Annotated in this window: 12 protein-coding genes; 1 reads left to right on the top strand and 11 read right to left on the bottom strand. The window is 45.8% G+C overall.

The features are described 5' to 3' along the window. Positions 1-3: 3 nt before the first annotated feature. From ybgE to torE, 11 genes are all read right to left on the bottom strand, one after another. Positions 4-306: a cyd operon protein YbgE gene (gene ybgE, locus GZN30_RS03335; protein ID WP_075647996.1), complete on the bottom strand. Its 303-nt coding sequence runs from the start codon at positions 304-306 to the stop codon at positions 4-6. Continuing rightward, positions 299-406 (bottom strand): cytochrome bd-I oxidase subunit CydX, encoded by a 108-nt coding sequence (gene cydX, locus GZN30_RS03330; RefSeq protein ID WP_061781641.1) that lies wholly within the window; start codon positions 404-406, stop codon positions 299-301. The genes ybgE and cydX overlap by 8 nt, the downstream gene beginning before the upstream one ends. A gap of 12 nt (positions 407-418) precedes the next feature. Next, positions 419-1,555, bottom strand: coding sequence for a cytochrome d ubiquinol oxidase subunit II (gene cydB, locus GZN30_RS03325; protein WP_075647997.1), 1,137 nt, complete (start codon positions 1,553-1,555; stop codon positions 419-421). 16 nt (positions 1,556-1,571) lie between these two features. Continuing rightward, on the bottom strand, positions 1,572-3,158 hold the full coding sequence (gene cydA, locus GZN30_RS03320) for a cytochrome ubiquinol oxidase subunit I (RefSeq protein ID WP_075647998.1): 1,587 nt from the start codon (positions 3,156-3,158) through the stop codon (positions 1,572-1,574). A 530-nt stretch (positions 3,159-3,688) separates the two neighbouring features. Beyond that, positions 3,689-4,693, bottom strand: coding sequence for a Holliday junction branch migration DNA helicase RuvB (gene ruvB / locus GZN30_RS03315; RefSeq protein ID WP_075647999.1), 1,005 nt, complete (start codon positions 4,691-4,693; stop codon positions 3,689-3,691). 21 nt (positions 4,694-4,714) lie between these two features. Further along, positions 4,715-5,332 carry a Holliday junction branch migration protein RuvA gene (gene ruvA / locus GZN30_RS03310; protein WP_075648000.1) on the bottom strand — a complete coding sequence of 206 codons (618 nt, stop codon included), beginning with the start codon at positions 5,330-5,332 and terminating at the stop codon, positions 4,715-4,717. A 73-nt stretch (positions 5,333-5,405) separates the two neighbouring features. Further along, complete coding sequence (gene ruvC, locus GZN30_RS03305) at positions 5,406-5,927, bottom strand: crossover junction endodeoxyribonuclease RuvC (protein ID WP_075648001.1); 522 nt, start codon at positions 5,925-5,927, stop codon at positions 5,406-5,408. A gap of 163 nt (positions 5,928-6,090) precedes the next feature. After that, on the bottom strand, positions 6,091-7,830 hold the full coding sequence (locus GZN30_RS03300) for a glycoside hydrolase family 36 protein (protein WP_075648002.1): 1,740 nt from the start codon (positions 7,828-7,830) through the stop codon (positions 6,091-6,093). Positions 7,831-8,045: 215 nt separating this feature from the next. Beyond that, on the bottom strand, positions 8,046-10,508 hold the full coding sequence (gene torA, locus GZN30_RS03295) for a trimethylamine-N-oxide reductase TorA (RefSeq protein WP_075648003.1): 2,463 nt from the start codon (positions 10,506-10,508) through the stop codon (positions 8,046-8,048). 25 nt (positions 10,509-10,533) lie between these two features. Next, positions 10,534-11,718 (bottom strand): pentaheme c-type cytochrome TorC, encoded by a 1,185-nt coding sequence (gene torC, locus GZN30_RS03290; RefSeq protein WP_075648004.1) that lies wholly within the window; start codon positions 11,716-11,718, stop codon positions 10,534-10,536. 50 nt (positions 11,719-11,768) lie between these two features. Beyond that, positions 11,769-11,948 (bottom strand): trimethylamine N-oxide reductase system protein TorE, encoded by a 180-nt coding sequence (gene torE, locus GZN30_RS03285; RefSeq protein ID WP_005450728.1) that lies wholly within the window; start codon positions 11,946-11,948, stop codon positions 11,769-11,771. A 438-nt stretch (positions 11,949-12,386) separates the two neighbouring features. Between torE and GZN30_RS03280 the strand changes: the two genes are divergently transcribed. After that, positions 12,387-13,178 (top strand): ABC transporter permease, encoded by a 792-nt coding sequence (locus GZN30_RS03280; protein ID WP_075648005.1) that lies wholly within the window; start codon positions 12,387-12,389, stop codon positions 13,176-13,178. Positions 13,179-13,191 lie beyond the last annotated feature (13 nt).

The raw sequence follows: 13,191 nt of genomic DNA, 5'->3' as shown, positions 1-13,191 counted from the left end.
ATTCTATAAAACGTAAGCAACTGTTAAATAGATTAAAATCCCTAAACTGATGTATGGGCTGAATAAGACCTGCCAGTACCAATTTCTTGGCTTAAACGACAGACCAAATACCATACTTGAACATACCGCCCAAATCAGCAGAGGCGAAATCACAGCATTGAAGCCGCCAATCGCTTCTGAGTAGGCATGCGGGTTCCACATCAGCATCGCGACATGAAAGAACCCAAGCACCAGAGATAAAACCCTAAGTAGGGTCTTATCTAAAGGGGCATGCAGTTTGGTCATCAAGTCAGCGAGATTACTCACTGTCTTGGTCCATCATTTCAGAGTGCTCTAGCCAAAGAGCGTTGATGATACCGAATGCACAAGCAAGTAGTACACCTAGAATCCATGCGAAATACCACATAGTAAATGCTCCTTAGTAAAGTGAGTTTTTGTTTTCTTCAATGAACTTGTTATCCAAGCGACCGAACATCTTGTAGTAAGTCCAAGATGTGTAGCCAAGAATAACTGGCACGAACACAGCTGCAACTGCAGTCATTAGGTTCAGTGTTAGTTCAGATGAAGTTGCGTCCCACATAGTCAAGCTGTGTGAAGGTACTAGGCTTGAAGGCATTACGAATGGGAACATTGCAAAGCCAGCTGTTAGGATCACACCTGCGTTACCTAGACTTGAGAATAGGAACGCAAACCCACCTTTTTCGAAACGTGACGCAATTACCGCTAGTAGTGGCATCGCTACACCTAGTGCAGGTGCTGCCCACATTAGTGGGTAAGTTTCGAAGTTGTTCATCCACGCACCCGCTTCACGAATCACTTCTTTGTTCAGTGGGTTAGACGCAGCGTTAGTGTCGATCACGCTAGTGATCACGTAACCGTCGATGTTTTGGATCCAGAAGCCCGCAGCAACGAACGCGGCAACAGTCAGTAGGCCCATTAGTTGAGCAACTGCACGTGCACGAACGTGTACTTCGTCAGTGGTCTTCATTTGTAGCCAAGTTGCACCTTGCATCACGATCATGAACACACTTACTAGACCACATAGGATCGCAAATGGGTTTAGTAGACCGAAGAATGAACCATGGTAAGTTGGCATCATAAAGTCGCTAAGTTGGAACGGCACGCCTTGCAGTAGGTTACCAAACGCTACACCGAAGATTAGCGGCGGAACAAAACCACTGATCGCGATACAGATGTCCCAAGTTTGACGCCATTTTTTGTCTTCGATCTTTGAACGGTAATCAAGACCAAGTGGACGTAGCCATAGCGCCGCAAGCGTTAAGATCATCGCTAGGTAGAAACCTGAGAATGACGTTGCGTAAACCAGTGGCCAAGCAGCAAATAGTGCACCACCAGCGGTGATTAGCCATACTTGGTTGCCGTCCCAGTGTGGAGCGATAGTGTTAATCATTACACGACGCTCAGTGTCGTTTTTACCGATGATTGGCACAAGCGCGCCAACGCCCATGTCAAAACCATCAGTGATAGCGAAACCTACCATCAGAACGCCGATAAGCACCCACCAGATAAGTCGCAAGATTTCGTAATCAAACATAATGTATCTCCTTACCTTACGCTTCTACTTGGCGGCTAACTTTGTCTTCTACAGAGTCAGCATTTTGCTCGAAGTGGTAGCGACCCGTTTTCAGGCTGCTTGGACCTTTGCGAGCGAATTTCAGCATTAGGTACACTTCTGCAATTAGGAACACAGTGTACAGCGCTAGGATTGCAAATAGAGATGTCCAAATCTCACCTGCAGTCAGTGCAGAAGCCGCAACGTGAACAGGAAGAATTTCACCTACTGCCCATGGTTGACGACCGTATTCAGCAACGAACCAACCTGCTTCAACTGCAATCCATGGTAGTGGAATACTGAATAGCGCAGCTTTTAGAATCCAAGGTTTCTGTTCGATCTTCTGACGACAAGTTTGTACAAATGCCGCACCGAATACGAATAGCATGATAAAGCCACACGCAACCATGATACGGAATGACCAGAATAGCGGCCATACGGTTGGGATAGAGTCATCCGCTGCTGCTTGGATTTGGTCTTCAGTCGCGTCAACAACGTTGTCTGTGTAGCGTTTTAGAAGTAGACCGTAACCTAGGTCACCTTTCACTTCATCAAATGCTGCCATGTTCGCTTCTGACTTATCGCCAGCACGTAGTTTCTCAAGTAGCTCGTACGCGTACATACCGTTACGGATACGATCAACGTGGTCATCACGTAGGTCACGTAGACCCGTTACTTGCTCGTCTAGAGAACGTGTCGCGATGATACCCATTACGTAAGGGATCTTAAGGGCGAAGTCAGTTTCCATCGTTTCTTGGTTTGGTAGACCAAACACAGTAAACGCTGCTGGTGCTGGCTCTGTGTGCCATTCAGCTTCAACCGCTGCTAGCTTCACTTTTTGCACTTCACCTAGCTCGTAACCTGATTCATCACCAAGAACGATAGTCGATAGGATTGCTGCCATACCGAATGATGCTGCGATAGCAAATGAACGACGAGCAAATGCTACGTCACGACCTTTTAGCAGGTACCATGAGCTGATGCCTAGAATGAACATCGCACCTGTGGTGTAACCAGAAGCAACCGTGTGAACGAACTTAACTTGCGCAACTGGGTTTAGCACAACTTCAGCGAAGCTCACCATTTCCATACGCATAGTTTCGAAGTTGAACTCAGCGCCCACTGGGTTTTGCATCCAGCCGTTTGCAACCAAGATCCAAAGTGCCGAGAAGTTAGAACCTAGAGCAACTAACCAAGTTACTGCGAGGTGCTGACGTTTCGACAGTCGATCCCAACCAAAGAAGAATAGGCCCACGAAAGTGGATTCTAAGAAAAAGGCTACTAGGGCTTCAATGGCAAGAGGTGCACCAAAAATGTCACCTACATAGTGAGAGTAGTATGACCAGTTAGTACCGAACTGGAACTCCATGGTAAGGCCGGTAGCCACACCTAGAGCGAAGTTAATACCAAATAGCTTACCCCAGAACTTGGTCATGTCCTTGTAGATTTGCTTGTTGGTCATTACGTACATTGATTCCATAATGGCAAGCAGGAATGCCATACCTAGAGTCAGTGGTACGAATAGGAAGTGATACATCGCTGTTAATGCGAATTGCAACCGCGATAGATCAACTATGTCAATCATGAGAACTCCTATGTGTCGGCTGAAAGACACGCTTTACGTTCATTGCTTTAGCATCTCAAGTGTTAGCCACTTATGAGAAATGTTTAAATAAACATCACATTGTTATAAATATGTACTGCAATCGTTAGTTAATTGTTAAGCATCAGCTAATATAGCTATCACTAATATTACTGCGAAAAGCCGGATGTTTCAAAAGGTTTATAAACGCAAATCGTCTTGATCTGTATCAAGTAAAAAACGCGAAAAATGGACAAAAAACACGCAGATTGATCTAAATCAAACTAAATTAAAGTTTGATGTTAAAAAAAGATGAAAACGAGAGATTGAAAGGGTTGCATTTTTCACACAACAATCACATTGAGTGATTTTTGATTACCTAAAAAGTATTAGATGGGTTTGGTAAAATGTGAGCTTATCCACACCAAGCCAGTGTCAAGCTCTATTAATCAATAAAAAAGCCCAAATATTCACAATCTATTTTATTTGATTACAAACACTTGAGCTTTAATTACCGGAAATGAAAACAAAGTTTACTTTTCAATACCGAAGTGCAAGTAAGCTCTATCGGTCGCGATACGACCACGCGGCGTACGTTGCAAGTAACCTTGCTGGATCAAGTAAGGCTCCAATACGTCCTCAATGGTGTCTTTCTCTTCACCGATTGCCGCTGCCATATTGTCTAAGCCCACCGGACCACCACCAAACTTCTCCATAATCGCTAGTAGAAGTTTGCGGTCCATGTAGTCAAAACCTTGGACATCCACATCCAGCATATTCAGCGCTTTATCAGCAACGTCAGCACTGATGTGACCATCCGCCTTTACTTCTGCATAGTCACGCACTCGGCGTAGCAGACGGTTAGCAATACGCGGTGTACCACGAGCACGTCGCGCCACTTCTAACGCCCCCTCAGACTCCATTGAGAGACCAAGGCAATCGGCACTGCGCTGCACGATATGTTGCAAGTCATCCACTTTGTAGTATTCAAGACGCTGGGTAATACCAAAACGGTCACGCAGTGGTGAAGTTAGTGAACCAGCACGCGTGGTTGCACCGATCAAAGTGAACGGTGGTAAGTCGATTTTAATTGAGCGAGCCGCCGGACCTTCACCAATCATAATGTCGAGTTGGTAATCTTCCATCGCGGGATAGAGCACCTCTTCAACCATTGGGCTAAGACGGTGGATCTCGTCAATAAAAAGTACATCGTTCTCTTCAAGATTGGTCAGAAGTGCCGCTAAGTCCCCTGCCTTCTCCAATACTGGACCCGATGTGGTGCGAATATTCACCCCCATCTCATTAGCCACGATATTCGCGAGTGTGGTCTTACCAAGACCTGGCGGACCAAAAATGAGCAGGTGATCGAGCGCTTCACTGCGCAGATTAGCGGCTTTAATAAAGATCTCCATTTGATCACGCACGTGATCTTGACCTTGATAGTCGGCGAGCTTCTTAGGGCGAATCGCACGATCAATGACATCTTCATCACGAAAACTGGGATTGTCTGGGGCAATTAAGCGGTCAGCTTCAATCATCTTGTTACCTTAAACTCTCGGTTACACCATGGACTTCAGCGCTTCACGGATAAGCTCTTCACTGCTCATGCCCGGTTTTTGCACTTGAGATACCACTTTAGAAGCTTGGGTTGGTTTATAGCCGAGTGCAAGCAAGGCACTTACTGCTTCCTCTTCCGCATTGCCTTGTGATGGCGTTAAGCCATTATCCAGTGGCGCAGCATCAGTAAACGGTGTAAATAGATCGCCCGCACTCCAACCTTTTAGGCGGTCTTTCATTTCAACCACTAAGCGCTCAGCGGTCTTTTTACCCACGCCTGGCAGCTTGACTAGCGTTGAAATGTCTTCACGCTCAACGCAAGCAACAAACTGAGTGGCGGTCATACCAGATAGAATACCCAAACCAAGCTTTGGACCTACGCCGTTGGCTTTAATCACTTCTCGGAATAAAGCGCGCTCTTTAACGGTGTTAAAACCGTATAGTAGCTGGGCATCTTCACGCACGACAAAATGCGTATAGATAATAGCCTCTTCACCGACATTTGGTAGTTCATAGAAGCAGCTCATTGGCATTTGTACTTCATAGCCAATGCCATTGACTTCAATCAGGAGTTCAGGAGGTTGCTTTTCTAGCAAGATGCCACGAAGACGTCCAATCACGGTAGGTACCTAGAGTTATAAATAGTTGCAGCGATAATAATAAATAACTGGATGGATAGCCAGTTAAAATCGACTAACGATAGCGTCCACGGCGTGCACCTGTGGCTTTGCCTGCTAGTGCAATCAGTGTTTTGTTGGTGTTAGCATGACAGATTGCCACACCAAGCGCATCGGCGGCATCCGCCTGCGGGCAAGCGGGCAGTTTGAGCATCTGCTGCACCATGTGTTGCACTTGTTGTTTATCCGCGCCACCGGTGCCAGTCACCGCTTGTTTAATCAACCTTGCCGCGTACTCATGTACCGGAAGATCAGCATTGACCGCCGCGACAATCGCGCTACCACGCGCTTGACCAAGCTTTAGGGCTGAGTCGGCGTTACGCGCCATAAACACTTGCTCAATTGCAAATACGTCTGGTTGAAATTGCGTAATGATTTCGGTCACACCAGCATAAATTTGCTTTAAGCGACCTGGCAGTTCTTTTTCTGAGGTACGAATACAGCCACTACCTAAATATTGTAAATGGCGACCTTGCTGACGGATCACGCCGTAGCCTGTAATACGAGAGCCTGGGTCAATCCCCAAGATAATGGACATAAAAAACCTAACCAATGTCTTTAATCGGTGCTTAGTGTATAGCAGCCGCCGTTTTATGGCGACTATTATGCCCAAGTAACCTCGAGATGCTAGGTTCAGCGAGAATGACTTGGTTTGTAGACGCGGCGGTGATTTAAAGGTCTAGTGGGTATATGCCCTGTGGTTATTCAACAGTAACGATTGCTCGAGCTGATAGCCCTGACTCAAGCGTCACTTCAAAGGCTTGTGTGGTGATCGAGTTGAGCTTTTCACCCGTCCAAAAGTCATACCAATCCACTGGATGATTTGCAGTTAACACCAAATCTCGTGCCGTTTGATGATAGTTGAACAGGCAATGTAGATCATTCGTTGGGGTAAGTTCTAACGTTGCATGTTGCAGCGTCATGGAGGAGAAACTCGCCGATTGCTGGCTATCAACATGGCGGATGATCAATCGTTTGATCGAATCGACAGCAAACGGCGTCATATCATCAAGTGGATCGCCAGAAAATAGCACCCCACCAGAGGCAAGCAATACGGTGCGGTGGAAGTCATAAAACCTTCTTTCACACCCTTGGTTTGGTAGCGAGGTTAATACCAAGCGATCAGGGTCAATGTGCCATAACTTGCCATTTTGCCAACTGCGTAAGAAGGTCGCTAAGGCGTTTTGCTCAAACTGGCGCGTGTCGCGAATCACGTCATCGGTGACTCGCATGCCATCAGCTAAACCTAATGACGGCCACAGTGGTGCTCTGCTCAAAAGTAAATGGGCACCGTTAGCGGCTTGATTGATGACACCAAGACCAATGCGATACGCCTCAATGCTCGTGATGCCGTCGTCTCGTCGCTGCCCTTTCATGGCGCCCCAATACATACCATCCAGCTTAAACAGCTCAATACCTAATTCTTGGCTCAAACATGCAATCAATTCATAGAGATGATCTTGCACTTCCTCATGGGTCATATCGAGTACATAGCAAGGCTTTCCATCCAGCCCTGCCCACGTCACTTTGTCGGCTCGAAGTGGCGCACCTTGTTCATCATGTACCAACCAATCAGGGTGCTCGATGAACAGCGCAGATCCGGGAGCGACGGTAAATGGCGTCAGCCACAAAGCAGGTTTTTTACCTGCTTGTTTGATCGGTTCGACAATCTCTCTCAGCTTCTCAACAAAAGGCTGTATACCTTCACACCAATCACCCAGCACCGCTTGATAGCCCTGATCGATGAGGACGTAATCAAGTTGGGAGTGTTGTTGGTATTGAATGGCTAAGTTTTTCAGCAGTAACTCGCTATCAAAGCCTTCGCTCTGTGACTGCAACGAACTCCAGCCTGTTGGCGGAGGGAGTGACTGACTCTCACGCGGTGGATGGTGTCGATGGATGTGCTCAACATACTGCTGATAGACCTCGTTAAAGTCTGCTGACTTTAAAATTACTACTGACTCTAGCTCATAGGTTGACCAATCGCGCGGTGAACTCTCTTCCCCATCAATGTAGGCGGTAATTCTGTGCCCACCAGGGCGCTTGGATATTTCGAAAAACCCAGCAAAACGATGGCAAGACGTAAAGCCAATTAAGGTGTAACCGAGCGAGTCACAGATCAACAAGTGGTTGTAAAAACGTTGAGGATCGGCACTTGAGTAGACGCGCAGCAAAGAGCTGTTATCAGGGTAATTACCAATTGAACGCAAGTTAGAGAGCGTACCAAGGGTTTGGCAGCCCATTTGGAAACCATCACCATAAAGCAAGGCATCTGGCTCGATATAGCCATCTAGCGAAAACAGCGTGTAACGGCTACTGATAGGATCATTGCTAAGCCCACTATAGGAAAAGCTCACCTCATCACCACGCTGTTTAACCAACAGATTATGGTTAGCAATGGCAATCTCAGCATGGCATTGTAAGGTGATTAGCGGCGACATAAGCAAGCTCTACAAAACAGTAGCGCAGGATTAAATCACCTCATTAAAAGTAAGTCTATGAAATGTAGATATATTAATTTTATGTGACTCACGTTTTCCAAATAACAGTTCTTTCGTACTAGAACTTCGCGTGACAAAAGACGCATCCATGTTGCAACAGGCATAAAAAAACCAGCCCGAAGGCTGGTTTTTATCACGCTTAATCAAATTTGCTATTAAGCAACTTCGATTGGACCACCGAATGAAGTTACTGGTGGTACTTTGCCTTTGAACTTCTCAAAGTCAACGATACAAGTGTTTGCAGACGTTGCTTGAGCTAGCTCAGAAGAGCCGATATCTAGCGTTAGTGTGTTTGGATCGCCGTAAGTACAGATTGCGCCCTCTTTCTCGTTAAGAGGACCGTACCATGCACCTTCTTCGATACGGATAACACCACGTGGGTAGCTGTCAGTTAGTACAGCACCAGCCATTAGCTGACCACGGTCGTTAAACACGCGTACTAGATCACCATCTTTGATGCCTTTTTCTTTTGCATCAAGAGGGTTGATGTATACAGGCTCGCGACCTTGAACAGCGTAAGTTGCGCGGAACTCTTCTGACTCACACATTTGTGAGTGCAGACGCTTGTCTGGGTGGCAAGATTGTAGCCAGAACGGGTGTTTCTCAGAACCAGGACCACCGTGTGAACGTTCTGTCTTTTCGAACCACATTGGGTGCTCTTGACAGTGTTCGTAACCGTAACGGCCGATCTTACGAGAAGTGATCTCGATAAAGCCAGACGGAGTACCTAGTGGGTTGATCTCAGGGTCTTGGCGGAAGTCCGCGTGACGAACCCAAGGTTTACCTTCACCGAAGTCTAGTACGCTCTCTTTCCAGAACTCTGCGAATTCTGGCATTTCGAACTTACCTTTGTTCGCTTCTTTACAATCGTTGTATAGGCTCTCGATCCATTCCATTTCGCTCATGCCACGAGTGTACTCGTCACGACGACCAAAGCGTTGAGTTAGTTCACTCATGATTTGGAAGTCTGGCTTAGATTGGAACAGTGGGTCTACTAGACGGTGCATCGCCACTAGACCTTTGTTCGAGTAAGAACCGTATACGTCGATGTCGTTACGTTCCCACTGTGTACATGCAGGAAGTACGATATCAGAGAAACGACATGTTGCAGTCCAAGCAAACTCGATAGTTACCACAGTCTGAAGCTTCTTAAATGCTTTCTTCATGCGGTTACGATCTTGGTGGTGGTGCCATGGGTTGTTACCCGAGATCACCATCATCTTGAAGTCTGGCAGGATTACTTTACCGCCGTTGTAACGGATCTCTTTACCTGGTTCTAGTAGACAGTCGATCCAACGCGCAACAGGGATCGTGCGGCTGTAACCGTTAAAGTCGTTGTTGTCCCATTTTGGTTTCATACCTGTATCTAGGTTACGAGGGAAACCACCAGGACCAGCAAAACCAGTTGAAGGTACACCGATACTTGAGTAGTGGTGACCGTAAGAGATACCACCGCCAGGTAGACCGATTTGACCAACCATTGCTGCAACTACTGCTGCTGCCCAGTATGGCTGTTCACCGTGCTCTTGACGTTGGATACACCAACCCATAAGGATCTGTGTACGACCGTTTACTAGCATGCGTGCGAATTCGCGGATCTTGTCAGCTTTAACGCCACAGATCTCTTCCGCCCACTCAGGAGTCTTAACTACTTTATCTTTGGTTTCGCCTTGAACGTAACCGATAAAGTCTTCGAAACCTAGACAGTAAGTTTCAATGAACTTCTTGTCGTAAAGGTTTTCGTTGTAAAGCGTGTGAGCTACAGCAAGCATGAACGCCACGTCTGTCATCGGGTTGATGTACAGGTGATCGTTCTCTAGGTAACGTTGAGTCTTGTTCTTAACTGGGTCTACAGAAAGAACGTTGATTTCACCCTTCGCTACTTTTTCTTTTAGCTGTGCTAGGTACTTAAACGACTCGTGAGTTTCACAGTTCCAACCTACTTGTAGGTTTTTCACTGGGTCGTTTGCCCATAGGACGATGTTGTCTGAGTTCTCTAGGATCTCTGACCAAGATGTACCTTGAGCGTAAACTTCTGTTGAACCTAGTACGTAAGGCATGATGGTTTGACCAGCACCAGTAGAGTAGTCGCCTACTTTAGTGATGAAGTTACCATGCATACCTACTGCACGTTGCATGTGCGCTGTACAGTTGTTGAATGCACCAGTTTGGTTCCAACCAGTTTGACCTGCGTGTAGAGCCCATGGACCGTAGTCTTTTTGTACGCGTTCTAGTTCACGGTAGAACAGGTCTAGCGCTTCATCCCAAGTTACACGGATGAAACGGTTGTTACCGCGAGTCTCAGCGCTGTACTTGTGTTTTTTCAGCCAGTCTAGACGTACCATTGGGTAACGTACACGTGATGGGCTGTAGATAATACCTTTGATACCGTTAAGCATCTCAGTTGGGTTCTTATCTAGTTCTAGCGGTTTGATCTCTTGAACTTTACCCGCGTAGATGTGGGCGCGGAACGCGCCCCAGTGAGAACCTGTTACTTTCCAAGTACCAGTAGTCTCAGCTGCACTAGCCGAAGCAGACGCTAATAAGCTAGGACCAATTACAGTCGCTGCACTTGTCGTTGCTACGCCTTTAAGAAAACTTCTTCGTGTAATAGCCATTAAAAATTACTCCATCCGACGCTTATTAGTGGTGACCTTCAGCGAAATCTGAAGAGTGCATTTGTAGATACTTCAGAATCAATGCTTCGCTGTCTGTGTCTAGGTTAACGAATGCAAGCATACCGTCAAACATACCTGGCCAAGTGTTCGCATCGAAGTGCGCTTCAGCAGGTTGAGTGTGACATACTGAACAGTTAGTTTTGTATGCTTCAGCTGATTTTTCCCAAACTGGCGTGATGTCGTTTAGCATAGACTCTTTCTTGATCCATACTTTCGCTGCCACTTTCTCCCAAGGAAGACCAGTTAGTTCGTCAACTTTCTTCTCACCAGTAGTCACAACATTGCTGTCTGTTGATGCTTCTTTAAGAAGAGATGCCACTGCGATGTTTTTACCGAAGTCAGCTTGGATTACGCGACCAAAGCCTTTCGCTTTACGCCAGCCGTCAATCTCAACTTCAGCGTAATCGCCTTTGTCAGCAATTACTTTTACTTCTGACGCTGGGTTTAGAAGACCTGCTTCTTTCTCGCCTTTGTCATCGAAGTAGATAGGTAGGTGACGAACGCTCACTAGAGTTTGACCAACATCGTAGTTAGTGTTTGAAGCTAGTGCTTCTAGGTCGCCTACGATACCGCCAATGCTATCCATACCCGCTGGAAGTTTGTGCGCGATACCTTTGTGACAGTCTACACAGCTCTGATCTTTCTCAGCAGCCTGCTTCATTTGGATACGAGCTGTTGGAGACATTTGCTCGAAGTCCATTGAGTTGTAGTTGTGACAGTTTTTACACTCTAGAGATTTGTTTGCCGAGAAACGATCCCATTCGTGTTTAGCAAGTTCGATACGGCGCTCTTCAAAAACACCTGGTTCGTCGTAGTTGCCAAATACTTGTGCAAATACTTCTTTAGAAGCCTGCATCTTACGTGCAATTTTGTCAGTCCAGTTGTGTGGAACGTGACAGTCTGGACAAGTCGCGCGAACACCAGAGTGGTTTTTCCAGTGAACGGTTTCTTGTAGTTCAACGTATACGTTGTCACGCATAGTGTGACAGCTGATACAGAATTTCTCTGTGTTAGTCACTTCTAGTGCAGTGTTAAAACCACCCCAGAAGATAACACCAGCGATAAAACCACCCATGGTTAGAACACCAAGGCTGATATGAACCGCTGGACGCGTCATTGTGCGCCACAGTTTAATGATTAATGATTTCATTGCTTGCTCTCTTAAAATCTTTTCAAAAGTGTGTACATGAGCTCAACGGCTTACATGCCGTGTGCGCCTGGAGGACCAAAGAAGAACACTTGTAGTGCCCAAACAATAAATCCGTAGCCGCCTACGAACGCCACACTTAGAATTGGGAAGAGAACAACTGCAATGAAGAGGAAAGATTTCCACTCCAGTGAGCGTTTTTCACCACTCTCAATTTTGTTAACATCACTCATACATTTGCCTATCGTGTACTTAGTGTTATTTATCAGCCCCGCAATTAGAACTGACTGTTCGACTGTTTCTGATAAAAATTTTAGACCATACTCTTTATAGGGTTCAATCAATTACTCCTCTTCAAGCCCTTTTAATCACTACTTTTTTGAGTTGATACAGAGATGTGTTCGAATAAAAATTCATGTGTAAAAATACCTATTTTTATTAAAATATGTTAACAGCATTTCTATCATGAACTCGCAGTTAGATGTGATCTGTATCACATGAAAATCTGTCGAATTTTACAGCTTCTTTTCGCAGAAATCTCCATTTAAGTTAGTCACTTGTTAATAATAGGTAACATTTTAATTCTTGCCGAGAAACTGATGTAAACAAAAAAATCCACCTGAAAAAGACCCGTTTTGCGGTACAATTTGCCCAATTCAGGGAGAAGAATTATGTCATCTGTTGTCGATATTCATTGGTCAGTATTAGCGCTATTTTTTACCACGCTACTCATCCCTTTTGCACTCAGTCGCTACTTACAATTAAAGATAGAAAAAGAGCTAATCATCAGTGTTGCTCGAATGACGATACAACTCGCTCTTGTCGGGATTTACTTAGAATATCTATTTAATATCAATAACTTGATTATAAATTTAGCTTGGTTAGTTGCGATGATAATGATTGGCGCAAGCTCAATCGTCAGTAAAGCAAAACTGCCGAAAAGCAAAGTGATGTTGCCGGTTATAGCGGGGCTACTTGTCGGGTTATTGCCCCTGCTTAGTGTGATTTGCTTAATGATCATCAAACCCACGCCGTTCTACAACGCCCAATACCTGATTCCTTTAGCTGGTATGCTGCTGGGCAATTGCCTAAGCGGCAACATTGTTGCATTACAAAATGTATTTACAAGCCTTGAGCAACGCAAAGCAGAATATGAGGGCGCGATATCGCTAGGCGCGTCTCCTCGCTATGCCACACTGCCATTTATTAGAGAAGCCCTACAGAAGTCGCTCGCACCTTCCCTCGCCTCTATGAGTACCACAGGTCTTGTGACACTACCGGGGATGATGACCGGGCAAATCCTCGGCGGAGCTAGCCCAATGATTGCGATTAAATATCAACTGATGATCATGGTCGCTATCTTTGTCATGCTCTCTATTTCCATCGCCATTACCTTGACGCTGTGCATAAACAGTTGCATTCATCCAAACGGCAGAGTTTTGGTCAATATGGGCAATAAATAGTCTATATTTTTAG

Source organism: Vibrio ponticus (genome assembly GCF_009938225.1).
Lineage (GTDB): Bacteria > Pseudomonadota > Gammaproteobacteria > Enterobacterales > Vibrionaceae > Vibrio > Vibrio ponticus.
The sequence above is the reverse complement of the archived record's forward strand: the minus strand, read 5'-3'. Positions and strand labels throughout refer to the sequence as shown.

What these genes read in the sequence shown, in the direction of transcription:
- GZN30_RS03300 (WP_075648002.1), bottom strand. Translation starts at nt 7,830, where the DNA reads ATGTCGCCGCTAATCACCTTACAATGCCATGCTGAGATTGCCATTGCT.
- GZN30_RS03280 (WP_075648005.1), top strand. Translation starts at nt 12,387, where the DNA reads ATGTCATCTGTTGTCGATATTCATTGGTCAGTATTAGCGCTATTTTTT.
- ruvC (WP_075648001.1), bottom strand. Translation starts at nt 5,927, where the DNA reads ATGTCCATTATCTTGGGGATTGACCCAGGCTCTCGTATTACAGGCTAC.
- torE (WP_005450728.1), bottom strand. Translation starts at nt 11,948, where the DNA reads ATGAGTGATGTTAACAAAATTGAGAGTGGTGAAAAACGCTCACTGGAG.
- cydB (WP_075647997.1), bottom strand. Translation starts at nt 1,555, where the DNA reads ATGTTTGATTACGAAATCTTGCGACTTATCTGGTGGGTGCTTATCGGC.
- ruvB (WP_075647999.1), bottom strand. Translation starts at nt 4,693, where the DNA reads ATGATTGAAGCTGACCGCTTAATTGCCCCAGACAATCCCAGTTTTCGT.
- cydX (WP_061781641.1), bottom strand. Translation starts at nt 406, where the DNA reads ATGTGGTATTTCGCATGGATTCTAGGTGTACTACTTGCTTGTGCATTC.
- torA (WP_075648003.1), bottom strand. Translation starts at nt 10,508, where the DNA reads ATGGCTATTACACGAAGAAGTTTTCTTAAAGGCGTAGCAACGACAAGT.
- torC (WP_075648004.1), bottom strand. Translation starts at nt 11,718, where the DNA reads ATGAAATCATTAATCATTAAACTGTGGCGCACAATGACGCGTCCAGCG.
- cydA (WP_075647998.1), bottom strand. Translation starts at nt 3,158, where the DNA reads ATGATTGACATAGTTGATCTATCGCGGTTGCAATTCGCATTAACAGCG.